Origin of the sequence: Niabella beijingensis, assembly GCF_020034665.1 — a bacterium.
In the GTDB taxonomy this organism is placed as follows: domain Bacteria; phylum Bacteroidota; class Bacteroidia; order Chitinophagales; family Chitinophagaceae; genus Niabella; species Niabella beijingensis.
This window is the reverse complement of sequence record NZ_JAIQDI010000002.1, coordinates 2,577,499-2,597,445: the sequence shown is the minus strand read 5'-3', so window position 1 is coordinate 2,597,445 and position 19,947 is coordinate 2,577,499. Positions and strand designations below refer to the sequence as shown.

Genomic DNA, 19,947 nt, shown 5'->3' with positions numbered 1-19,947 from the left:
GGGAGGCAGTGGCTCATCCTTTTCAGGGACACCTGGAAAAAGAAGAATATGCGCGGACGGTCCCGGCCGCAGCTATGCGTTTTTCAGACCCGCCAGTTTGACCAGCAAAGGGATTTGTCCAAATGATACGGCAAAGAAGATACCTACCCTGATATAGTTCAGGATCCTCCATTGCCTTGTCCGGCTCAGAAGATCGGCGCCGGAAGGTTTGCCGTTTGCGATAGCCTGAAACTCGATAATATTGGGTGCGAAATAGAGGAGGGTCCATGCGCGCAGAACAAAGTGAACGGCAAACAGGAGCAGGAGTCCGTTCCTTACCGGCCCGATCTTCCAGCAAAAAGCAATGGCCAGGATGAATGTTATCTCGTGGATGGAGTGTGCGATGATCCAGAAGGTCTTGAGATCGGCACCATAGGGTTTTTTGAAGAACTGAAAAGACAACGGAGGAGCGGCGGTCCATTTGGGAACAAGTACCGCCGTTTCAAAAAGCTGTGCCCCGTTCAGTAAAAAATAGGCGAGGATGGTCACCAGTAGCCCTGCTTCGGCTCTTGAGAGGTATTCCATATTAACGTTGGTCATGGTAAAACGATTTAGCGCCGATGCCGCCGCAGACAGCAGTACCGGCATGTGGTTTATTTGTTGTTTTCGTTGAGTTCCCGGATCAATGTCTGCATGATTTCGATAGAGGACCGGAGATAGCCTGCGATCAGCCGGACCTCCTTTTTGTCATAAGTCGAAATAAGTTTTTCTATTCTTGTTTTCAGTTGCTGATTGGATTGCGTAAACAGCTTCTGGGCCCTGACTTCATTGGCAGCGATCAGCACTTTCCGCCGGTCCGCCTTGTCAAATGACCGGCTGACAAGCTTTTTCTTTTCCAGCCGGTCGATCATGGCGGTTACTGCGCCAGTGGTAAGACCGGTGAATGCTGATAGTTCGCCTGCTGTAAGCGGTCCCCGCCGCAGGATCAGGCTCAGGTATTTGTGGTCAACTCCCGTCAGGCCAACACTTCGTGCAATGGCGGTATGCATCAGCAGCGTTACATCGGAGATCTCCCTCCCCAGGTCGCTTAGGTTTTCAGTTCCGGGTTCCTGCATATATCTTTATGATTAATTATCTTGATTATAAAGATAAATAGAATTTTTTATTCTCCCGGATTTTTTTGCTGAGCCAGACCGGACCTGTTTCAGCTACCAGAGAAACACAGGAGTAACCCCGGTCAGGTACCGGGTGGATTGTGGTGCCCGGTGACACCGGTTGGGGATGAATCCGTAAAAGAAGCACCATCTGCAGGCATATTTACTTCTTCGATCACTTTACGGAAACCCGTAAATTCTTTATTTTATACGTTGCCATCTTTGCCGTATGTATAAGGATTACATCGACCAGATACTGCAGGATTATGAACAAAAAAAAAGCTCCGGTATATTGCATCTAAATCTTAGTGCGCCAACTCCGGCCCGGCTGAGAGATGAATGCCGGATCGTATGTACCGAGAAATGGCAGCGGAAAGATGAACAGACCCTGCGGAATTTTTTTGGAAAGACCGGCGATGAGAGGACGTATCCGCGTATCATCGAAAATTTTGACATCGACAAGTTCCGGCCTCTGATCAATTTTATAAACAATCCAAAGATCAGAACCGACGAAAAAAATATTGAATTGCTGGCCTGGCTGACCGGTTTTGAACCCAGACCCTATACAAGCTGGGAAAAAAATGGCATCCGCGAGCTGGATGAACTGGTTATGGAAGTGGCTGTGCCGGAGGAAGAGCACAAACCGGTTGGCGAAGTGCAGGAGGATAATACAATGGAGGGGAATAAAGAAGAGGAGGTGGAAGTGTTTGCGGCGAAACCGGAAGCGCCGGTTAAACCCCGGTTCCGGTTTAAAATCAGAACAGCTCCTTTAATAATTTCTGTGCTGGCATTGCTGGGGATACCTGGTTACCGCTATATCACGTGGGATCATTCAAAGGAAGACGCCTGCATGTACTGGACCGGCGATCATTACCAGCAAATACCCTGCAATCAAAAAGTGTACGGAGCCCTGGTGATACCGCTTGATACGGTAAAGCTGCTCCATTTCAGGAAAGTGACGCGACCGGATACGATAACTGAAGCAGATATTAACCGGATGTCCTATATAAGACTCAACGGCGGCATAGAATTTTATACAAGAAAAGGGGAGCATCCGGTGTATACAGAACGAAGCCTGAGCCCTTTAACCGAGCATATCTATGAAAAACATATCCTTCCGCTGAAATAACGGCGGTATCACAAGCGGGCGTTTTTTATGTATAATATCGTTCCTGAAAATTCAATGATGTGTTGGTATATAACTGCTTTATTCCTGATTTTGACCGGATGCAGGGAGTCCTCTGGTCGGACAGACAGCAGCAGGCTGAGGGAGACAACGTATGGAACCTGCTATAAGGTGACCGGCGTAAAAGACGGAGACACATTTGTACTGCTGATGAACGGCAGGGAACAGGTGGTTCGGTTTGCTCATATCGACTGCCCCGAAAAGAAACAGCCTTTTGGGAACCAGGCAAAACAGTTTGTTGCCGGGCTATGCTTTGGAAAATATGTCAGGCTTATTCATTATAACCGGTACGACCGGAACAGGCGGCTGATTGCGGAAGTGATCCTGGAAGACGGGCGGAACCTTAATAAGGAACTGGTAAGGAATGGCCTTGCCTGGCATTTTAAGAAATATTCCGGTGACACAGCATATGCGATACTGGAGACAGCAGCAAGGCAGCAACGGAAGGGGCTTTGGGCGGCGGAGAACCCCGTGGCACCCTGGAACTGGCGTCACCGGTAAAGGCCTGAATCAACAGTGTTACGGATTACGGTTTCCCGTAAACGAAGCAGCAAATGGCAGGCTATCTTAGCGGTAGCATGATACGGGATGTTACCGGGTTTGCTGTTGCCAAAAAAGTTTATTCATAATACAACCGCATAAAATGGAGAATGACTTAAAACTAAAGCTGGAGCAGCTGCATCAAAGAGTGGATGCGCTGAAAGATCAGATCAATACCGAAGAAGCTACCAAGAATGCTTTTGTGATGCCGTTTATTCAGGCAATCGGTTACGATATTTTTAACCCTACCGAAGTGATCCCGGAATACATTTGCGATATCGGAACAAAGAAGGGCGAAAAAATTGATTACGTGATCAAAAAAGACGGAGCGCCCGTTCTGATCATTGAATGCAAACACTGGAAAGAAAGCGTGGATGCGCACAATTCCCAGCTGCACCGTTACTATCATGTTTCCAAGTCCCGGTTCGGGGTGCTGACGAATGGATTGGTCTACAATTTTTACGCCGACCTGGAACGGCCGAATATTATGGATGATAAACCGTTTTTTACCCTGGAGCTGGCTAACCTGAAGGATTCCAGCATCCGGCTCCTTGAAAAATTTACCAAGAATGGCTACAATCTTATGGGTATTTTGGACTCAGCGGAAGATCTGAAATATATTAAAGCCATCCGCAACGAGTTCGAAAAAGAACTGAAAGACCCGTCCGATGAATTGGTAAAACTTTTGGTAAACCGTTTTTTTGATAAATCCCTGACGGCATCCCGGCTGAACAGTTTTAAGGAATACACCAAACGCGCCTTATCAAATGCGATCAATGAGTCCATTAATTTCAGGCTGAAAAATGCATTGAATATTAATGAGAAAAACCCTTCCAAACAGGAACCCCGCGAAGTAGCGCCGGTTGATGAGAACCCGGAAGGATTGAAGTGGATCACTACTGAGGAAGAAATAGAAGGTTCACAGATCGTAAAAGCCATTCTGCGGGAAGTAGTGCCGGCAACACGGATCGCATTCAGGGATACGCAGTCGTATTTTGGCATTTTGCTGGACGATAATAACCGGAAACCACTGGCGCGGCTGCATTTTAATTTCTCCAAAAAATACCTGGAGCTTTTCCACAGGGGGAAGGATAACGGAGAGAGAAAACTACTGGCATCACTGGATGATATTTACCAGTACCGCAAGGAGCTGTTGGCCACCGCAGATCATTATCAGCAAAAAAATGAGACGGAGGAACCATCCAATGAAAGATAAAGTCTATTATGGAGAAAAGCTTTTTGATCCCCGCTGGATCGAAAAACGGAAACGGATTTTGCGCCGGGACAAGAACAAATGTGTGATTTGTGCCAGAACGGAAGGAAAGCTGCATGTACACCACAAGCAGTATCATTTTGTTAAACGCTTACAAAAACATGCCGATCCCTGGGATTATAGCGACGACTTACTAATCACCTTGTGCGAAAGCTGTCATAGCCGCGGGCACTACCGGTATGAGGTGCCGATAAAATACATTTAATAATTACAAACAGCCTAAACAACGTTAAGCGATGGGATTTTTTGATCTATTTAGAAAGCAGGTACCTGTTCCGGCGGAAATACCTGATGAAGCAAGAAGTAATACACTTCCTGAAATAAAAGAATCTGATTTTATTGATGATTCTGATCCGGTGGAAGAAAACGGCGCTACTTATTCTGTGGTGTTCGGCTCAAAACTGCCCATCGATATTATCTATGGTTTTTTGAAAGAAGACTATGAAAATAAAGCCTATAATGATGCTTTGACAAATCCGGATCAGTCCTATAAAGCGGCAAACCTGGACATTGTCCGCAGCAACCTGGAGATAAAATTCAAACAGGTTTTTCTAAAGTATGAAGACATGCTGCGGGATATTGATTTTCATATACTTTCCCGCGGACAGGCCGGTTTAACAGATATTGTGGAGTTGTTAAGGTCAAAACAAAATACGTATGAAAAACATGTGGAGGAGTTGAAGAAGATGAAAGAAGATCTCGATAAAGGGGCCTTATACATGATGGGGATCTTTAAATCGTATGAAGTGGGATTCACCCGGGGACTGGCATCGCTCTCTTTACACAATTTAAAAATAGACGCTTCATTATGAAGAAAGACTGGTGGACAAAAATCGGCTGTTTTTTAACGGGCTGGAACTATCGCATATTGGGCACCTGTACGGAAGCCAGCAAAAAGCAGCTGAAGAAATATTCCTCGGCAATTTTGATCCTGATGATTCTCTGGTCGTTTATCGGCTATTCCTTTGCCGAACGGTATGTCAATGCGCCCCTGTGGGGCTGTATTCTAACGGCGTTTATTTTTGTGCTGATCATTATTCAAATTGAGCGCCAGATCATTCTTACAGTTGGTAAAAGTCAATGGCTGGGCATTTTTCGCCTGGTGATTGCTTTTATTATGGCAGTTCTCGGATCCGCTATTCTGGATCAGATCATTTTTAAAGATGATATTGAAAAGAAAATGATCCAGATCGTGGACCGGCAGGTTAATGAGCAGCTGCCCAACCGGTTGATGATCATCGATAAAAAGTTACAGGAGCTTCAAACGGAGATTGATTCGCTGGATAAAAAGAATCTGGCATTGCACGAAGAAGTAGCAAGGCGGCCAACAATACCATCAGTTTCGAAAACCACGACCAATATACAGGTCAGACGTGGTGACGGGAGCTATGCTACCAGACCTCAGACCACGGTGTCGATCACGCCGCTTCCTAATCCAAAAATAAAAGAAACTGAAATCAACGAACAGAACCTGACTGTGTTCCGGAATCAAAAAGAAGCGTACACGCAAGAAAAATTAAAAGCAGAGGCCTCATTAAGACAGGATTTGAAATCCAGCCAGGGCTTCCTGGAAGAGTTGAATGCCATTATAGAGATATTATCGGAACGACCGGTGGCATTGTTTTTTTATTCCATCCTTTTTGCATTTTTAATGTTTCTCGAATTATTTGTGGTGGCCAGTAAAATCAACGATACAAAATCCGATTACGATCTTGTAGTAGAGCATCAATTGAATCAGAAAATAAAGACATTGAATCAGTTAACCCAATGATCCAGGAGGCAGTGTTCGGGAGCGCTGAATTTTGTCCGGCAGGACATTGTAATTGTACCTCCTTGTGATTTACAGGTATCCGACTGCCGCTTTTGCAGCAATACTGAACAGGGCCTACGCACTGCGCAGGATCTTTTCCATTTTCCGGCCCTTCGCCAGTTCGTCCACCAGCTTGTCCAGGTACCGGGCCTGCTGTGTCAGCGGGTTTTCGATTTCCTCTACGCGGTAGCCACAGATCACCCCGGTAATAAGCCGGGCATTGGGATTCAGGGAAGCCTGCCGGAAGAAGTCCTCAAATGTTACCCTGTCTTTTATCAGCTGCTGCAACTTCCGGTCATTAAAGCCGGTCAGCCAGGTTATGACCTGATGCAATTCTTCTTTGGTCCGGCCCTTCTTCTCCACCTTATCAACATACATGGGATAAACAGAAGCGAAGATCATTTTTGCGATACGCTGATCCTGGGTATTGGAATTGTTCATGTCTTGTGCTTTAGCAGTGCTCTTTTTATCAATTCAACTTCCACGTGATCCGCAGCAGATTGCTTTATGTATCGCCGCCGGTCTTTTCGAAAGCGCACTGCCAATTTACAAAATATTCTTCAGGTTAGGGCCTGTGACGGCTCGTTTTCACCATGTCGCATAAAAGCGCATGTTCGTTTGGTTTTCACCTGGCAAAATGCGATGCGGTTGCGGATTTTGCGATGAATCAACTGGAGACAGTATAGCCCTTGCTGTTCCCGGAATACGGCCGAAGCATCGATCTGGGCAGGCAATTGTTGTTCCTGTATGCGGCTATAGCCCAAGTTCGGTATTGATAAAGTCCTTTACACCCCGGGGGCCGGTGATTGCAAGCCAGGCGACAGCTGCATTTCCGGCAATTTTTAATTCAAAGTCAAAAAAATCGCAACACAGCCGCTCTGTCTTTATAAATTCCGTCAGCTCATCCACAACGGCATCGCTGCCTTTAAACTGATAGGCATAACCATTTTTCAATGCTCTTTTTTTAATGACCTGTTTTTTTAAGCGTTCAATGACCGTCATCTTCCTTCTTTGCATTTCCTGGCTGGTTAACTTACAGGCCATGATTTGTGGCTGATCGCTGTTATCGCAACTGTCTGAACAGGGGGTAGTGATTTTATTTTTTGCCATGTCGGTTTGTTTAGGCCGCAACATTTCGCGGTATCCCGCAGTAGCAGCAAACAGAAAAATCAGCAAAAGACCTTTTATGATCATTGCTGGGCAGAGCGGGGTGCGTAGAAGATAATGCAAACTCCGATCAATGCAATCAATCCGCCGATAATGTCATAACGGTCCGGCTTAAACCCGTCTATTTTCCATGCCCATAGCAGGGAAAGTACAATAAAGATACCACCATAAGTAGCATACACCCGGCCAAAATTGGAGGGTTGCCATGTAGCCACCACACCATAAAAAGCAAGAATAAAGGCGCCGAGGATACCGTACCAGACAGGCTGCTCTTCTTTGAGCCATAGCCAGATGAGATAACCACCGCCAATTTCACAGATGCCCGCCAGAATAAAGATGAATAAGGATTTTATAATAAGCATGATCCTGAACGAATGATTGATTAATTGTTATTGTTTTTGGGTCTTGCCACACCACATCCAATGGCCTTAGTAGCTGTAATGGCCGGCTGCTTGCCGGCATCCAGTGCATTGATGGCTTCTCTTACGTAGTTCGTGTGTGCGGCGTTCGACTGTTGCGGATCATCATCGATCGCACCGGTGTATTCGATTACCAGCGTGCTCTTATTTTTTCTTATTAGGAATAAATGCGGGGTTTTGGCAGCGCCGTACAGGTTGGTTACCTTTTGACCAGGATCGAACAGGTAGGGAAATGTATAGCCTTTTTCTTTGGCACGTTCTTTCATGTTTTCAAAACTGTCTCCTTTTGAAATGGCCGGATCATTGGGATTGACAGCGATTACAGGATAACCGCGCGGACTGAATTCTTCATTCAGCGAAATGATGCGCTGTTCATAGGCCTTTGCATAGGGGCATGTATTACAGGTGAACACAACAATGAATCCTTTTGCTTTTGGAAAGTCATCAAAGCCAACCACCTTTTCATTGGTATTGGTTAACCTGATATCGGGCGCAATACTGCCGGGTGCAAGGGGACGGATCTGGGCATTTGCCAAAGCTGCCAGGAATAGTGTAAGTAAAAGAATCGTCGTTTTCATCGTTATTTATTTTGGTGATAAATTTTCACAAGATCATTAAAGTCATATGTTCCTTCATGGAACTTTCGTTTATTTTTTGCTTTGTTCACAATAAGGGTAGCAGGTAGTGCTCCGGACCAGGCGGTATCAATATTGTTCATATAGGTTTGTGCATCGGATTCATCCAACAGGAATACTTCATTTTTCAACTCCAGTTTTTTAACCAGGGGAAGCACAGTCTTGTCCAGGTCCGATTTAAAGTCGAGACTCACTAAAAGAACTTTGACTTTGCTTTGCTTAAACCGGTTATTGAATGTTTCAAAATGCGGCAGCTCTCTGAGGCAGGGAGTACACCAGGAAGCCCAGAAATTGATGATAAAGACGGTATCCCTGCCATTGTTGATGCGTGTGTTCAGGGTATTCAGTTTTATCGGGGGCACCGACTGTGCTCCGGCTTTTCCTGAATCGGTTATACAAATGAGAAAAAGTAATAAGAAAAGGGGACGCATGTTATAAGATTTATAATAAAATAAAAGCGGCTGAACGTATTACCTTTACAAAGGTAAACCATGGAGTATAGTCTACGGTCAAGTAAAAACTTTGAAATTTTATGTTAATAGGAGCATTGGTGGCGCGAACCGGTCTTTCGCGTGATACGATTCGCTTTTATGAGAAGGAGGGGCTGATTTCTGTGACCCGGAAAGAGCGTCGTAACAACAACTATAAAGAATATTCCGAAGCCGTACTGGAGCGGCTGCTAACCATAAAGCGACTTAAGAACTTTGGTTTTACATTGAAGGAGTCGGCTGAGGTACTGTCGATGATCGAAACGAATGAGGCCACTTGTGATAATGTAAGGGAAATGATCCACAGGAAGATCGGGTTGCTGGATGCACGGATAAAAGACATGCTTGTTCTGCGGAACCAGCTGATCAACGGTGTTAAAAAATGCTGTAGTCCTTCAGGACCGCGGGAAAACTGTCGGATAATCATATCTGATAATTCTCTATAAAGCCGTACCGTAGGGAAATGTGATTGTCAGTGATTACAGCCCCGGAAGGATTTGCCTACCCGTTCAGGAGGGAGGCGGATTTGCGGCTTATGACAGAGAGGCCCCGGGGCGTATTCTCCCTTTGTCAATTGAAAATTTTATGGACGCCCGAGGCCGAAATTTTTTAATGAAACCAGATAGAAGAAGGGCAAGCACTTACCAGAGTCGCTGTTGCGACCCATTAAATTTGATAGTTATGCGGAATGCATTGCAGTAATAGTGTTGCAGGCCGTCTTAGGCATCTGCCGTAACATTCACAGCCACCATGCCTTTTGGTCCCTTCTGAATTTCAAAAGCCACTTTTAGTTGTTCCTGCAATTGCACGGACGATGAGTTAATGTGTACAAAAAAACTTTCTTTGGTAACATTGTCCTTGATAAAGCCGTAACCCTTATTGCTGTCGTAAAAAGTGACCAGGCCCTTCCGGGTCGTATCACCGGCATTCAGTTCGCGGGTGTTGGCAACAACAGGGGGGATGTCTTCCGTTTTTACCGGCCTCCGTTCAGGCGGTGTTGCGGAAAGGTTTCCGTACTCATCCACATACGCCAGCATATCATCCAGGCTTTTTGCCTTACCGGAATTTTCCTTGCGCTCCTGTTTTTTTTCTTCTTTTTGTTTTTTTGCGTTTCTTTTACGTTGTTCTCTTTCTCTTTTGTTCCAGGTTTCTCCCATTCGATTGTTTTAAATTAAATAAATAGTTTAATGTGACTGTAATCCGCTATTTGGTGGCAGCGCTGAGACGGGTGAACCCGGAGCCGCTGAATAAGCGGGAAAGGTTAACATCTCTGGTACGCTCCCATTGCTGCAGGTTTTTTGAGCTCACTACCCGCCAGAAGTTTTTGGCCTTTAACTCTTCATAATCGCGTGAATTAATAAAAATGCCGGTTACAGTAGAACGGTCTTTAAAGTGAATGTTTACTGCCCCGGTATTTTTAGTAGCGGAGGCCAAAAATTTTTCTATCGCGTGTACATCCATAATATATTGCTTTTTTAAACGTCTTTTAATACTGAACCGGCATTTACCACTTACCAGCGGTTGGAATAGCTGCTTTTTTCTTCTTTCGGCCGGGCTTCCATTACTTTGATGGAACGTCCGTCCTGCATGGAGCCGTTCAGGTCTTTGATGGCTTTCAGGGCTGCAGCCTCATCCGGCATCTCTACAAAGCCAAAACCCCGGCTTTGCTTGGTGAATTTATCGGTGATTACGCGTGCAGAATCAACAGATCCATAGGCTGCAAATAAATCGTTCAGATCTTCAGTGCTGAAGCTGTACCCAAGATTGGACACAAAAATGTTCATTGTTTTAATTTTAATAAAGTGATAAATGATTCGAGAAGAGGCAAATATATAAAGCGGAAAAGCTGAAAAGCATGTGCTTACATAGAGCAGTACTCAAACTAACCGTGCAAAGATACAAAAAAAGGAGGATATAGCCCTTATTTTGTTTTTTTACGGTATTCAACGGCATTAGTAACAACCGGTTAGCCGGTGTTGTATTGAAATGCCGCTGCTGGTTGCGGATGCCCGGAACTCCGCTGCCTGCCGGGCGGGACCGGCTGAAAAAAACTTACCACAATATGAGGTAAATAGCTTATCTTCATAGAGTACAGAAGATCTGCGATGAATCGGGAGTTGCTTTTTTGTTCCCGTTTTTAAATGATGGTTCATCTTTCTGTAGTTAAGCCAAATCAATATAAACAAACAGTCAGGGTTTATCCGGAAAGCCTGACCGGGAAGGTGGTTTTTGCTTCTTTATGATCAGCCATCGTGAAAATGGTATTCGGTCGTTTTTATACGGAATCAGCTGAAGCACCAGGAGAGAATGGTGCCGGTTTTTTGTGGTGATAACGTTTGTGCAGTTGTAGCGGACGGCTGTCCGCTTTGTTGAAAGCCTGCCTGTGGTAGTTGATAACTTTTTAAAAAGATGCCATGCATTTTCAAAAACAGGATCTGATACACAAACATTACAGCTGGGCCAGTGGAGAGCATGTGTTCAAAGGACAGCCCAGCAGGAGAAGCTTTGATAAAAACAACGGTGATCAGGTATTGTTCCTCATCAATTTTTATGCTTCGCTCGAGGACCGGTTTACCCTGCGGGAAGGGAAGATCATTGAACAAAAGATCCATTCCGGTGTGCCTGAAGGGGCTAAGAGTGAATTGTCTGTTTTTAACTGGTTGCGATGGCATGTTTTTGTTTCAGAATAGATCCCGGATCCAATACCATTACGTATGACATACGAACAAATTGCCGGGGCGGTACAAAAGCAGGATCCTCCTGTATTTGAAATCCGGTTTAAAAGCCGCGCATCGGTAAAAGGGCTGTTTATAAAAGCAGCAGATTACAATGAACTAAAGCTGAAAAATTTCTGGCGTATTGTGGATGAAAGACGGATTGCCGAATATGAAAAGACGGGAAATGAAGACCTGGCACGTATTTTTTACGGGGACGGATTTTTAAAACTGGTAACAGCCGGGTGAGGCACCGGTTAATAACTGCGGGCGTTTATCCTGGATGCTGAGGAGGAATAAGCCGCGTAACAGGCAGGGTATTGCTGCTGTGGCAGCTGTTGTATATGCCGCAATTACGGAATTCATTTTCAACGAAGCATTGGTTTCCGGAAACAGGTCACCGCCAGGGCAGCATAATCCTGTATGTTGTTTGCTGGGATCTTTGTCAGGCCCGGTAACAGACCGCATTGATATTCATTCCTGCGCCCACCGACGCAAAAAGAATGATGGCCCCCTCCGGGATCTCATGTCCTGCAATTTTATTGTGCCGTATCAGGTGGTATAAGGTTGGAACGGTAGCTACCGAGCTGTTGCCCAGCCACTGGATGCTCATGGGCATTACATCCGGAGGGGGAGTGGCGCCGTATAATTTGTAAAGACGCTTTATGATCTCTTCATCCATCTTTTCATTTGCCTGGTGAATGAGGATCTTATGCACTTCACTGATGTGGATACCGCTTTTGTCAAGGCACTCCTTCATGGCAAGCGGCACATGGTTTAATGCGTACTCATATACTTTCCGGCCCTTCATTTTTATATAGAGTGTATTGTCCCCGTTCTGCCGGTAACTTTTGCCCATGTTGATATAGTCTGCTTCTTCTATGCTATGTGTTTGCGCGCAGCAGCTCAGTATTCCTGCATTGCCGGTAGTTGCGGGTCTGTATTCCATTACAACTGCGCCGGCACCGTCTGAAAAGATCATGCTGTCCCTGTCGGATGCATCAATAACGCGGGATAATGTTTCCGCGCCGATCAGCAGCACCTTGCGGGCCATACCGGCTGTAAACCAGGCGTGCGACTGGATCATGGCGTGCAGCCAGCCCGGACAGCCCACCAACACATCATAGGCGATGCATTCGGGCCGTTTGATGCCCAGGATATGCTTTACATTATTGGCCAGCGCCGGCACATTCTGTGACTGAATGGTACCATAGGTAACGTCTCCGAAATTATGGGCCACCACGATCTGATCCAGTGTTTCAGGATCAACAGCGCTATCTGTTAGTGCCTGCCAGCCTGCGGCAGCGGCCATATCAGAGGTATTGATATGCGCAGGGGCATAACGTCTTTCGCTGATACCCGTAATGGATTGGAATTTATCGATGATAACACCGGTGTCTGCCGGAATGGGGACGCCGGCCGCATCAAAAAAGGTGTTGCTATTAAACGCGTCATTTTTACATATTTCGCCGGGTATATACGCACCGGATCCGGTGATGATTGAAGCAAATTTCATGTTGTCGTTTTTTCGAGTAAAGCTAAATACGCGTCAGGGTTACTATACGGTTGCCTTACCAGAAAACAGTAGAACAATCAGTGAAGTAAATAACAGTTCCTGAATGTACTATTTATTTTTGAGAGCTTCGGCTAAATATTGTCATAATCGGAAAATGGCAGCAGTTGTTAAGAGTCTGCCTGCTTGAGGCTGGTGATGATATAGAATGTAAGACCGCCTCTTTGTTCTGCATGCCAGTGCCAGTCGTCCAGGTTCAGTACGGCGCCTTTGACGGTATAATTTTCCAGCATTGCGATGGCATCACCGGTAAAACAGATATTCGAAGCAGTCATCTCAACATTTTCAAGAAGCACCGTTAGGGCTGTTTTGCTGGAGTGGGGCATATCAGGCATTTTAAATGAGTTTAATAACGTGAAATAACCAGAAAATCATTACACCACGGCGGTTGCAGGCTTGGAACAACCTTCAGAACGAACCAGTTAGCTATATACAAGTTTATAACACCGGCAATGACAAATAGTTTAAGTATTGAGGTGGATTGTCATTTAGCGGCACTGAGTAAAGCCTTAAACACAAGAATGGGGAATATTTAACACCCGGTCGCTATAAAATTCCGGATGTGCCGGTTTATAAGACTATATTGCAGCACATTTAATTATCCTTTTATAAGTCTGAATGAAAATTTTATCTGCGTTAACTGATCCTGCCTACACGCACAAGACCCGTTTTAACAGCTATGAGAAGCTCTGGCTCCGTTTTATGAATGATAAGAGAGACCTTCCGTTTCTGTACCTGCTTTCACGGATCCATGTTTTTATATTGCCCGTAGCCGTGTTGTTATTCACGCCGCTTTTAACCGGTTGGGTCTGGTGGCTTGTTGCAGCGATCTATTTTTATTTTGCACAATTCTATTTTAAAGGCCGGTTTGGTCTGATGTTTCACTGTATGTGCCACCGGAAAATGTTTAAACCGGCCTATCAGCAAAAAATACACGGGTATATCAGCTGGATTGTGTGCCCGCTGTTCGGACATACACCGGAAAGTTATTTTAGTCATCATATGGGCATGCATCATGTGGAGAACAATAATGAAGCCGACTCCAGCAGTACGATGCGCTACCAGCGCGACAGCTTCCGGAGCTTTCTGGCCTATTTTTTTAATTTTCTTTTCCTGGGCGTTATACAAACATTCCAGTACCTGTATGTGCGGAAAAGAAAAAGGCTCTATACCCGGTTGACGCTCGGGGAGTGGTGTTATATCGTTGCCTGTGTCCTGCTCTGCTTTGTAAACCTGAAGGCAACGCTGATGGTTTTGGTGCTGCCTTTGTTGTTTGCCCGGTTTGTGATGATGCTTGGCAACTGGACACAGCATTCTTTTATCGACGACAACGATCCGGAGAATATTTATACGAATTCGATCAACTGTATTAATACTTCCTATAATCATACCTGCTGGAACGATGGCTACCACATTATACATCACTTGCGGCCGGGAATGCATTATACCGATATGCCCGGAGAATTTTTAAAAAGGAAAGACGAGTTCGCCCGGCAGAAAGCGATTGTATTTGACGGAATCCATTACCTGCATGTTTTTTATTACCTGATGACCAAGCAGTATAATAAGCTGGCTGCAAACCTGGTCAACATCAACAATATGTTTGAAACCCGGGAGCAGGCCATCCGGCTGATGCGGGAACGCACCCGGAGGATCCCTGCTGCTTCCGCAATATAAGCCCGGGGCCGGTCTGGGGTACGTTTACAAAATGCTGTACTGGTTATCGGTCGTCGCCCCGCATTGCCGGTGTTTTCTGTCCCGGTTTTTTATACCGGTTATGGAAATGCCCCGTCTTCTTAGGCTTCCAGTGCTGTTTCCGTTTTTCATCCGCAGCCGGTTGCGACGGAGCGGACTCTGTACGTTGCGGAGATGCCGGTTCAAAAGGATGCCCCTTAACTACCGGGATGGTTTTATTGATCAGTTTTTGAATGTCCTTCAGGTAAGGCTGCTCTTCTGCATCACAGAAAGAAACAGCAATGCCGCTGGCGCCGGCGCGTCCGGTGCGTCCGATGCGGTGTACATAGGTCTCCGGGATATTGGGTAATTCATAGTTGATCACATAACCCATACCATCGATATCAATGCCTCTTGCGGCGATATCAGTGGCAACCAGTACGCTTATTTTTCCTGTTTTGAAATTGCCAAGTGCGGTTTGCCGGGCACCCTGCGATTTGTTGCCATGTATGGCTGCCGCGCTGATGCCGGACCGGTTCAGGCTCTTGGCGATCTTGTCTGCGCCGTATTTTGTTCTTGCAAAGACCAGTGTGGACTCCGCGCCTGCATTTTGCAGTACATGCAGGAGCAGGGCGGGCTTATTCGGTTTCTCGGTATGATATACGGACTGCTGTATCTTATCTACTGTTGTTGCCGGCGGAGTGATCTCTATTTTTACAGGCTGCTTTAACAGCGCGTCGGAGAGTTTTTGTACTTCCGGTGGCATGGTGGCGGAAAAGAAAATGGTCTGGCGCTGCTGCGGCAGACGGGCAAGGATCCTTTTTACGTCGTGGATAAAACCCATGTCCAGCATGCGGTCGGCTTCATCCAGTACCAGGTAGCTGATCGCTTCTACCAGTGGATAACCCTGGTTGATCAGGTCCAGCAGCCGGCCGGGGGTGGCAATTAAAACATCCACGGACCGTTGCAATGCTCTTACCTGGTTGTGCTGTGATACACCGCCAAAAATGACTACCTGTTTCAAGGGCAGGTACCTGCCATAGGCGGTAAAACTTTCTGATACCTGCAGGGCCAGTTCTCTTGTTGGCACCAGTACCAGCACTTTGGGGTTATGCGAGGGCTCCTGTTTCTGCCCGTACAGCAGTTGTAACAGCGGCAGGGCAAAGGAGGCGGTTTTACCGGTGCCCGTTTGTGCACAGGCAAGAAGGTCTTTTTTTTGAAGGATCACCGGTATGGATTTTTCCTGTATGGGAGTGGGAGTGGTATACCCCTCATGGCTTAATGCTTTAAGTATCGGAGCAATAAGCTGCAGATTATTAAACGACAATTGAATAAAATTAAAGATGAATAAATCCAGATAACAGCAGCAACAGGATTATTGATGCAATACCTGTCTTACGTTAAGCAGCCACTATATTTGAACGGAGAAGGAAGGAAACAAATGCAGTGCAGGAATAACATAAAGTGCGCAAAGATACGCAGTTTCACCGGGTTTAACGATTTTATTCTTTAAAGGCGTGTCCGGCTGCACCGGGAAAAATAAACGGGATCTGTAAGCGAAGGCCTGGTAACAGCCCTGCTCCCGGCCTCCCCGCCGGGATGGATATTTTTCTTTTCTGTGAAATGGGCTGCGGGCTCCGGATGAATGATCAATCCTTCCCGTCCAGAAATTTTTCAGCAATGGGCACAAACGACCGGTAAAGGGTATCCCCGGGTTGGAGGGCCGTAATCTCGCCGATATAAGCTCCGTGGCCACCGGGAATGATGGCAATACGGGCATGAGGGATCAGTTTTGACAGGGTGATTATATGCCCGGGACCTGCTACATCCCTGTCTCCGTTTACCAGGAGCACCGGAGCCCTTATCGATCTTATTTCTGTATCGCTGAAATCCCTGAATCCGTTCATACGGTCGGCACAGCGTTGGAACAGGTTCCGCAGTTTTGCGGTATCCGGGGTAACACTGAGAAAAGCATCCTTGTATTGCTGCGGCATCTGGGAAAAAGTTGCTTTCTTCATCGCTTCCCAGAACTGCGGTGTGGTTCCGTCGCGTTTGAGCAGAAAAGACCCGGCAATGATCCGGTTGCAAAGCTGCGGATGCCGGATAGCGATCCGCAGTGCGGTATTGGCCCCGTTGCTGAATCCAAAGAGGTCCGCTTTTTTAACGGAAAGATGCTGCAACAGGGTCGCCACATCATCGGCATCCTGGTCAAAAGACAACCCGGTGTTGCGGTCCCCGGTGCGGCCATGGGCCTGCAGCTCCACACAAATAAGCTGCCGGTGCCGGGCCAGCAGGGGGATCACCCTTCCGAAAGTTGTCTGTATGGTGGAACCGCCGCCATGGATGAGCACGAGGGGATTTCCGGTGCCATACAGTTCGTAGTACATCCTGATGCCGTTTACATCGGAGTAGCCGCTCCGGAAGAAGGGGCTGTCATTTTCTGAGTGCTGCATGATATTGTTTTTTTGATCCGGCGCGGTGTTACAGGCGATGAGGCACAGGAGGAGAAGGGCCGGCAGCAGGAACCGGTTCATAATTGCTGATTGAGACGGTTGAACATTTCGATCCAGCCGTTGAAGGCGCCGGTGGACTTAGCAAGCGGCGCAGCCACTGTCTGGTGCAGAGTGACTTCAGTTTGTGCACCAATCGGTCTGAAATCGACCGTTACCATTGTTCTGGCAGGCCAGCCTGCAGGCATACCCACACTTACCGGGTCGATGTCGTTCCCCTGTTCGTCTGTAACTTCCGCCGTGAATACGAGTTTCCGGGGCGGGTCTATTTCAAGATAGGTTCCTTTACACCAGCAATCACTGTGCCCGGGATTGTGAACACAGGAATGAAATCCTCCTCCCTTTCTGACAGCGATCTTTTTAAATGCTATGGTACAACCTTCCGGTGCATACCAGGCTGCAAGCTGACCGGGGTCTGTCCAGGCGCGGAAGACGGTTTCCGGGTCGGCATTAAAAACATGAGTGATCCTTACTTCCTGTGCTGTATCAGCCGGGTTTTGTTCGTTTTGCATTTTTGGATTTTTTGGTTTTTATCGTATCCAGGTAATTGTCCAGGGCGGAAAACCGGCCTTCCCAGAATTGTTTGTATTGTGCCGTCCAGGAAGCGACTTCCCCCAGTTTGTCCAGCTGTGCGTTACAATAACGTTCCCTGCCTTTTTGTGTGACCGTCAGGAGCCCGCATTCAGCAAGGATCCTTACATGAACCGATACCGCCTGTCTGCTTACGTCAAATCGTTCCGCGATGGCAGTTACATGGAGCGGCTGCTTTGCGAGCAGATCGATGATCTGTCGCCGTGTGGGGTCTGCAATGGCCTGGAAAACATCTCTTCTGATAATCATATTATGCAACTAAATGATTGCAAATATAAGCGCAATTATTTGATTGCGCAAATTTTTTATCCCCGGCCCGGAGATCCCGGTATGCCCGGGTGGCTGAAATGCAGGTCCGTTTGTTACTCCGAATAGGTCTGCATCAGCTTTCTGTAGCTTGACAGGATCGTTGATTTGGATATGAACCCGATGAACCTCTCATCACGGTCGATCACCGGCAATTGCCAGGCACCCGTTTTGTCGAATGCCTGTATGGTCTGCAACATGTCATCATCCAGGTATATAAGGACAGGAGGAGCTTTCATAAGCGAAGCGATCCGGATCTGGTCAGGATCGGGGACGAACATTACAGGTCTTAGGTCATCCAGTGTCAGCACTCCGGAAAGTTTTTCTTTTTCATCCACCACTGCAAAAATATTCTTGTTGCCTGTTTTAATGATCTCCAGCAATTTGTTGAGTGTTGCGTCGGGTGGGATCCGCTGCGCCTGCCTGTCGATCAGGTCGGGGATATGCAGCAGCGACAACAGGTTCTTGTCATGTTCCTTTGTAAAGATCTTTCCCTCGTCAGCGAGTTTTTTCAGGTCCGGTGAAACGGGAGAGAAGCGCTTCGCAATTAAATAGGATATTACCGATACGATCATCAGGGGAATAAAAAGATCATATCCGAAACTGGATTCAGCAATGAGGAAGATCGCCGTAAGGGGCGCATACAATACACCGCTCATGACGCCCGCCATCCCTGCAAGCACCAGGTTGGTTTCCGGCACATTCTCAAACCCGGCAAGCTTGCAAAGCAATGCAAACAAATACCCCAGTGTACCCCCTGCAAATAAAGAAGGGGCAAAGTTGCCGCCGTTCCCGCCGCCAAATAACGTGAAGGGGGTGGCAAAGGCCTTAAGTATACAGATCAATGCCAGAAACACGATCACCGTCCATTCCTTAACCTCAAAATAGCGGAAAAAACTATTGTGCAGGATAGCGGATACCTGCCCGTTGGTAAATGCTTTTACGGCGTCGTATCCCTCGCCGAATAACGGGGGCAGCAGCACGCAGAGAATGGAAAGCAGCACGCCGCCTACCATTGCCCGCCGCATTTTGGACAACTTCATCCATTCAAACCACCGCTCGATCTTCTGACTGATGACCAGGAAATACCGGGCATAAAAGGCGGTCAGCAATCCCAGTACCAGGTAATACAGTGTGTTGAGGTAATTGAAGGGCTCTCTTGCATGAAACCGGAACAGGGCATCCTCCTGTAAGATGACCTTTGATACCAGGCTGCCGCAGACAGCCGCAACCACCAGGGGAATAAAATCTGTAAACACCACACCGGTGAGCAATATCTCAAAAGCAAACATGATACCGGCGATGGGCGCGTTAAATGCAGAAGCGATACCCGCTGTGGCACCGGCGGCGAGCAACAGGGTCCGCTCCTTATAGTTGAGTTTATAGGTCTGGGCAAAATTCGATCCGATGGCGGAACCGGTAACGGCAATCGGGCTTTCAAGCCCGGCAGAGCCGCCCAGGCCAACCGTAACGGCGCTCTGGATGACCTGTGAGTACATCTTAACGGGTGAAACAATACTTGAGTTCTGCGCGATCTCGTAGAGGATGGCCCCGATCCCTTTCCGGGACTGGCCTTTAAAAAAAGTGATGACGATCGCGGTTGTAAGAACGATACCCAGGAAAGGGAAGACGATGTAAAACAGGACCTGGTATTCAAAATGGATCTTATGGGTAATGAAGTAGTGGATATGGTGGACCAGTAATTTTAAGGCCACACCCGCCAATCCGGAAGTGATGCCAACCAGGATCCCTGAAAGGATAAGGAATTGTGTCCGGTTCATCCGGCTTTTTAACCAGTGCAGAATGACCTCATAACTTTTTGCCTTCCGGATACTGTACCGGGTAAAATCCCTTTTGAATCGTAAAAAGCTGTGGTATTTTCTTAAATAATTTTGTTTCATCCGTAACAGATTGCTCCCAAGCACCAG

Annotated in this window: 27 protein-coding genes; 10 read left to right on the top strand and 17 right to left on the bottom strand. The window is 46.8% G+C overall.

Annotated features, from left to right (window positions below; all coding sequences use genetic code 11):
• Nucleotides 1–72: 72 nt before the first annotated feature.
• Complete coding sequence (locus tag K7B07_RS26880) at nucleotides 73–579, bottom strand: transposase (protein ID WP_223713670.1); 507 nt, start codon at nucleotides 577–579, stop codon at nucleotides 73–75.
• A gap of 53 nt (nucleotides 580–632) precedes the next feature.
• The gene (locus tag K7B07_RS26875) at nucleotides 633–1,094 is read right to left on the bottom strand and encodes a MarR family winged helix-turn-helix transcriptional regulator (RefSeq protein ID WP_223713669.1); all 462 of its coding nucleotides are present in this window, start codon (nucleotides 1,092–1,094) and stop codon (nucleotides 633–635) included.
• Between the two features lie 268 nt (nucleotides 1,095–1,362).
• Between K7B07_RS26875 and K7B07_RS26870 the strand changes: the two genes are divergently transcribed.
• The 6 genes from K7B07_RS26870 (at nucleotide 1,363) to K7B07_RS26845 (ending at nucleotide 5,903) form a co-directional block, all read left to right on the top strand.
• Nucleotides 1,363–2,262, top strand: a complete 900-nt coding sequence (locus tag K7B07_RS26870) for a hypothetical protein (RefSeq protein WP_223713668.1) — start codon at nucleotides 1,363–1,365, stop codon at nucleotides 2,260–2,262.
• A gap of 54 nt (nucleotides 2,263–2,316) precedes the next feature.
• Nucleotides 2,317–2,820: a thermonuclease family protein gene (locus K7B07_RS26865; protein ID WP_223713666.1), complete on the top strand. Its 504-nt coding sequence runs from the start codon at nucleotides 2,317–2,319 to the stop codon at nucleotides 2,818–2,820.
• Nucleotides 2,821–2,962: 142 nt separating this feature from the next.
• Entirely contained in the window at nucleotides 2,963–4,075 is a 1,113-nt protein-coding gene (locus K7B07_RS26860) for a type I restriction endonuclease (protein ID WP_223713665.1), read from the top strand.
• Entirely contained in the window at nucleotides 4,044–4,337 is a 294-nt protein-coding gene (locus K7B07_RS26855; RefSeq protein WP_223713663.1) for an HNH endonuclease, read from the top strand. Before K7B07_RS26860 ends, K7B07_RS26855 begins: the two co-directional genes overlap by 32 nt.
• A 31-nt stretch (nucleotides 4,338–4,368) precedes the next feature.
• Nucleotides 4,369–4,944, top strand: coding sequence for a hypothetical protein (locus K7B07_RS26850; RefSeq protein ID WP_223713662.1), 576 nt, complete (start codon nucleotides 4,369–4,371; stop codon nucleotides 4,942–4,944).
• Nucleotides 4,941–5,903, top strand: a complete 963-nt coding sequence (locus K7B07_RS26845; RefSeq protein ID WP_223713660.1) for a DUF4407 domain-containing protein — start codon at nucleotides 4,941–4,943, stop codon at nucleotides 5,901–5,903. The genes K7B07_RS26850 and K7B07_RS26845 overlap by 4 nt, the downstream gene beginning before the upstream one ends.
• 114 nt (nucleotides 5,904–6,017) lie before the next feature.
• On the opposite strand, the gene K7B07_RS26840 is transcribed toward K7B07_RS26845, so the two are convergent.
• The 5 genes from K7B07_RS26840 to K7B07_RS26820 form a co-directional block, all read right to left on the bottom strand.
• Entirely contained in the window at nucleotides 6,018–6,383 is a 366-nt protein-coding gene (locus K7B07_RS26840) for a DUF2200 domain-containing protein (RefSeq protein ID WP_223713659.1), read from the bottom strand.
• Between the two features lie 312 nt (nucleotides 6,384–6,695).
• The gene (locus K7B07_RS26835; RefSeq protein ID WP_223713657.1) at nucleotides 6,696–7,052 is read right to left on the bottom strand and encodes a hypothetical protein; all 357 of its coding nucleotides are present in this window, start codon (nucleotides 7,050–7,052) and stop codon (nucleotides 6,696–6,698) included.
• 80 nt (nucleotides 7,053–7,132) lie between these two features.
• A complete protein-coding gene (locus K7B07_RS26830) occupies nucleotides 7,133–7,471 on the bottom strand; it encodes a YnfA family protein (protein ID WP_223713656.1) in 339 nt (112 codons plus the stop codon).
• 20 nt (nucleotides 7,472–7,491) lie between these two features.
• A complete protein-coding gene (locus K7B07_RS26825) occupies nucleotides 7,492–8,106 on the bottom strand; it encodes a thioredoxin family protein (RefSeq protein ID WP_223713655.1) in 615 nt (204 codons plus the stop codon).
• A 2-nt stretch (nucleotides 8,107–8,108) separates the two neighbouring features.
• Entirely contained in the window at nucleotides 8,109–8,594 is a 486-nt protein-coding gene (locus K7B07_RS26820) for a TlpA disulfide reductase family protein (RefSeq protein WP_223713654.1), read from the bottom strand.
• 101 nt (nucleotides 8,595–8,695) lie between these two features.
• Between K7B07_RS26820 and K7B07_RS26815 the strand changes: the two genes are divergently transcribed.
• Nucleotides 8,696–9,097: a MerR family transcriptional regulator gene (locus K7B07_RS26815; protein ID WP_223713653.1), complete on the top strand. Its 402-nt coding sequence runs from the start codon at nucleotides 8,696–8,698 to the stop codon at nucleotides 9,095–9,097.
• A 273-nt stretch (nucleotides 9,098–9,370) separates the two neighbouring features.
• Here K7B07_RS26815 and K7B07_RS26810 read toward each other — a convergent pair whose 3' ends face one another.
• The 3 genes from K7B07_RS26810 to K7B07_RS26800 are packed head-to-tail and all read right to left on the bottom strand — an operon-like array spanning nucleotide 9,371 to nucleotide 10,435.
• Nucleotides 9,371–9,808, bottom strand: coding sequence for a cold shock domain-containing protein (locus K7B07_RS26810; RefSeq protein WP_223713652.1), 438 nt, complete (start codon nucleotides 9,806–9,808; stop codon nucleotides 9,371–9,373).
• Between the two features lie 46 nt (nucleotides 9,809–9,854).
• Complete coding sequence (locus K7B07_RS26805) at nucleotides 9,855–10,112, bottom strand: short-chain dehydrogenase (RefSeq protein ID WP_223713651.1); 258 nt, start codon at nucleotides 10,110–10,112, stop codon at nucleotides 9,855–9,857.
• Nucleotides 10,113–10,162: 50 nt separating this feature from the next.
• Nucleotides 10,163–10,435, bottom strand: coding sequence for an RNA recognition motif domain-containing protein (locus tag K7B07_RS26800; protein ID WP_223713649.1), 273 nt, complete (start codon nucleotides 10,433–10,435; stop codon nucleotides 10,163–10,165).
• 630 nt (nucleotides 10,436–11,065) lie between these two features.
• Here K7B07_RS26800 and K7B07_RS26795 point away from each other — a divergent pair.
• Nucleotides 11,066–11,341 (top strand): hypothetical protein, encoded by a 276-nt coding sequence (locus tag K7B07_RS26795; protein ID WP_223713648.1) that lies wholly within the window; start codon nucleotides 11,066–11,068, stop codon nucleotides 11,339–11,341.
• A gap of 24 nt (nucleotides 11,342–11,365) precedes the next feature.
• Nucleotides 11,366–11,614 (top strand): hypothetical protein, encoded by a 249-nt coding sequence (locus K7B07_RS26790; protein ID WP_223713646.1) that lies wholly within the window; start codon nucleotides 11,366–11,368, stop codon nucleotides 11,612–11,614.
• A gap of 196 nt (nucleotides 11,615–11,810) precedes the next feature.
• On the opposite strand, the gene K7B07_RS26785 is transcribed toward K7B07_RS26790, so the two are convergent.
• Both K7B07_RS26785 and K7B07_RS26780 read right to left on the bottom strand, forming a co-directional pair.
• The gene (locus K7B07_RS26785; RefSeq protein ID WP_223713644.1) at nucleotides 11,811–12,881 is read right to left on the bottom strand and encodes a 3-oxoacyl-ACP synthase III family protein; all 1,071 of its coding nucleotides are present in this window, start codon (nucleotides 12,879–12,881) and stop codon (nucleotides 11,811–11,813) included.
• A 167-nt stretch (nucleotides 12,882–13,048) separates the two neighbouring features.
• Entirely contained in the window at nucleotides 13,049–13,264 is a 216-nt protein-coding gene (locus K7B07_RS26780; protein ID WP_223713642.1) for a hypothetical protein, read from the bottom strand.
• Nucleotides 13,265–13,556: 292 nt separating this feature from the next.
• On the opposite strand from K7B07_RS26780, the gene K7B07_RS26775 reads away from it, so the two are divergent.
• Nucleotides 13,557–14,615 (top strand): fatty acid desaturase family protein, encoded by a 1,059-nt coding sequence (locus K7B07_RS26775; protein ID WP_223713641.1) that lies wholly within the window; start codon nucleotides 13,557–13,559, stop codon nucleotides 14,613–14,615.
• 43 nt (nucleotides 14,616–14,658) lie between these two features.
• On the opposite strand, the gene K7B07_RS26770 is transcribed toward K7B07_RS26775, so the two are convergent.
• The 5 genes from K7B07_RS26770 to K7B07_RS26750 form a co-directional block, all read right to left on the bottom strand.
• Nucleotides 14,659–15,939 carry a DEAD/DEAH box helicase gene (locus tag K7B07_RS26770; RefSeq protein ID WP_223713640.1) on the bottom strand — a complete coding sequence of 427 codons (1,281 nt, stop codon included), beginning with the start codon at nucleotides 15,937–15,939 and terminating at the stop codon, nucleotides 14,659–14,661.
• A 322-nt stretch (nucleotides 15,940–16,261) separates the two neighbouring features.
• Entirely contained in the window at nucleotides 16,262–17,065 is an 804-nt protein-coding gene (locus K7B07_RS26765) for an alpha/beta fold hydrolase (RefSeq protein ID WP_223713639.1), read from the bottom strand.
• 77 nt (nucleotides 17,066–17,142) lie between these two features.
• Nucleotides 17,143–17,634 (bottom strand): SRPBCC family protein, encoded by a 492-nt coding sequence (locus tag K7B07_RS26760; RefSeq protein WP_223713637.1) that lies wholly within the window; start codon nucleotides 17,632–17,634, stop codon nucleotides 17,143–17,145.
• Nucleotides 17,609–17,962 carry an ArsR/SmtB family transcription factor gene (locus K7B07_RS26755; protein ID WP_223713636.1) on the bottom strand — a complete coding sequence of 118 codons (354 nt, stop codon included), beginning with the start codon at nucleotides 17,960–17,962 and terminating at the stop codon, nucleotides 17,609–17,611. Before K7B07_RS26755 ends, K7B07_RS26760 begins: the two co-directional genes overlap by 26 nt.
• 113 nt (nucleotides 17,963–18,075) lie before the next feature.
• Complete coding sequence (locus K7B07_RS26750) at nucleotides 18,076–19,920, bottom strand: chloride channel protein (protein ID WP_223713634.1); 1,845 nt, start codon at nucleotides 19,918–19,920, stop codon at nucleotides 18,076–18,078.
• Between the last annotated feature and the right edge of the window lie 27 nt (nucleotides 19,921–19,947).

What these genes read in the sequence shown, in the direction of transcription:
- K7B07_RS26870 (WP_223713668.1), top strand. Translation starts at nt 1,363, where the DNA reads ATGTATAAGGATTACATCGACCAGATACTGCAGGATTATGAACAAAAA.
- K7B07_RS26830 (WP_223713656.1), bottom strand. Translation starts at nt 7,471, where the DNA reads ATGCTTATTATAAAATCCTTATTCATCTTTATTCTGGCGGGCATCTGT.
- K7B07_RS26850 (WP_223713662.1), top strand. Translation starts at nt 4,369, where the DNA reads ATGGGATTTTTTGATCTATTTAGAAAGCAGGTACCTGTTCCGGCGGAA.
- K7B07_RS26795 (WP_223713648.1), top strand. Translation starts at nt 11,066, where the DNA reads ATGCATTTTCAAAAACAGGATCTGATACACAAACATTACAGCTGGGCC.
- K7B07_RS26790 (WP_223713646.1), top strand. Translation starts at nt 11,366, where the DNA reads ATGACATACGAACAAATTGCCGGGGCGGTACAAAAGCAGGATCCTCCT.
- K7B07_RS26840 (WP_223713659.1), bottom strand. Translation starts at nt 6,383, where the DNA reads ATGAACAATTCCAATACCCAGGATCAGCGTATCGCAAAAATGATCTTC.
- K7B07_RS26810 (WP_223713652.1), bottom strand. Translation starts at nt 9,808, where the DNA reads ATGGGAGAAACCTGGAACAAAAGAGAAAGAGAACAACGTAAAAGAAAC.
- K7B07_RS26805 (WP_223713651.1), bottom strand. Translation starts at nt 10,112, where the DNA reads ATGGATGTACACGCGATAGAAAAATTTTTGGCCTCCGCTACTAAAAAT.
- K7B07_RS26865 (WP_223713666.1), top strand. Translation starts at nt 2,317, where the DNA reads ATGATGTGTTGGTATATAACTGCTTTATTCCTGATTTTGACCGGATGC.
- K7B07_RS26800 (WP_223713649.1), bottom strand. Translation starts at nt 10,435, where the DNA reads ATGAACATTTTTGTGTCCAATCTTGGGTACAGCTTCAGCACTGAAGAT.
- K7B07_RS26815 (WP_223713653.1), top strand. Translation starts at nt 8,696, where the DNA reads ATGTTAATAGGAGCATTGGTGGCGCGAACCGGTCTTTCGCGTGATACG.
- K7B07_RS26780 (WP_223713642.1), bottom strand. Translation starts at nt 13,264, where the DNA reads ATGCCCCACTCCAGCAAAACAGCCCTAACGGTGCTTCTTGAAAATGTT.
- K7B07_RS26765 (WP_223713639.1), bottom strand. Translation starts at nt 17,065, where the DNA reads ATGCAGCACTCAGAAAATGACAGCCCCTTCTTCCGGAGCGGCTACTCC.
- K7B07_RS26785 (WP_223713644.1), bottom strand. Translation starts at nt 12,881, where the DNA reads ATGAAATTTGCTTCAATCATCACCGGATCCGGTGCGTATATACCCGGC.
- K7B07_RS26880 (WP_223713670.1), bottom strand. Translation starts at nt 579, where the DNA reads ATGACCAACGTTAATATGGAATACCTCTCAAGAGCCGAAGCAGGGCTA.
- K7B07_RS26750 (WP_223713634.1), bottom strand. Translation starts at nt 19,920, where the DNA reads ATGAAACAAAATTATTTAAGAAAATACCACAGCTTTTTACGATTCAAA.
- K7B07_RS26820 (WP_223713654.1), bottom strand. Translation starts at nt 8,594, where the DNA reads ATGCGTCCCCTTTTCTTATTACTTTTTCTCATTTGTATAACCGATTCA.
- K7B07_RS26835 (WP_223713657.1), bottom strand. Translation starts at nt 7,052, where the DNA reads ATGGCAAAAAATAAAATCACTACCCCCTGTTCAGACAGTTGCGATAAC.
- K7B07_RS26760 (WP_223713637.1), bottom strand. Translation starts at nt 17,634, where the DNA reads ATGCAAAACGAACAAAACCCGGCTGATACAGCACAGGAAGTAAGGATC.
- K7B07_RS26875 (WP_223713669.1), bottom strand. Translation starts at nt 1,094, where the DNA reads ATGCAGGAACCCGGAACTGAAAACCTAAGCGACCTGGGGAGGGAGATC.
- K7B07_RS26755 (WP_223713636.1), bottom strand. Translation starts at nt 17,962, where the DNA reads ATGATTATCAGAAGAGATGTTTTCCAGGCCATTGCAGACCCCACACGG.
- K7B07_RS26860 (WP_223713665.1), top strand. Translation starts at nt 2,963, where the DNA reads ATGGAGAATGACTTAAAACTAAAGCTGGAGCAGCTGCATCAAAGAGTG.
- K7B07_RS26855 (WP_223713663.1), top strand. Translation starts at nt 4,044, where the DNA reads ATGAGACGGAGGAACCATCCAATGAAAGATAAAGTCTATTATGGAGAA.
- K7B07_RS26825 (WP_223713655.1), bottom strand. Translation starts at nt 8,106, where the DNA reads ATGAAAACGACGATTCTTTTACTTACACTATTCCTGGCAGCTTTGGCA.
- K7B07_RS26775 (WP_223713641.1), top strand. Translation starts at nt 13,557, where the DNA reads ATGAAAATTTTATCTGCGTTAACTGATCCTGCCTACACGCACAAGACC.
- K7B07_RS26845 (WP_223713660.1), top strand. Translation starts at nt 4,941, where the DNA reads ATGAAGAAAGACTGGTGGACAAAAATCGGCTGTTTTTTAACGGGCTGG.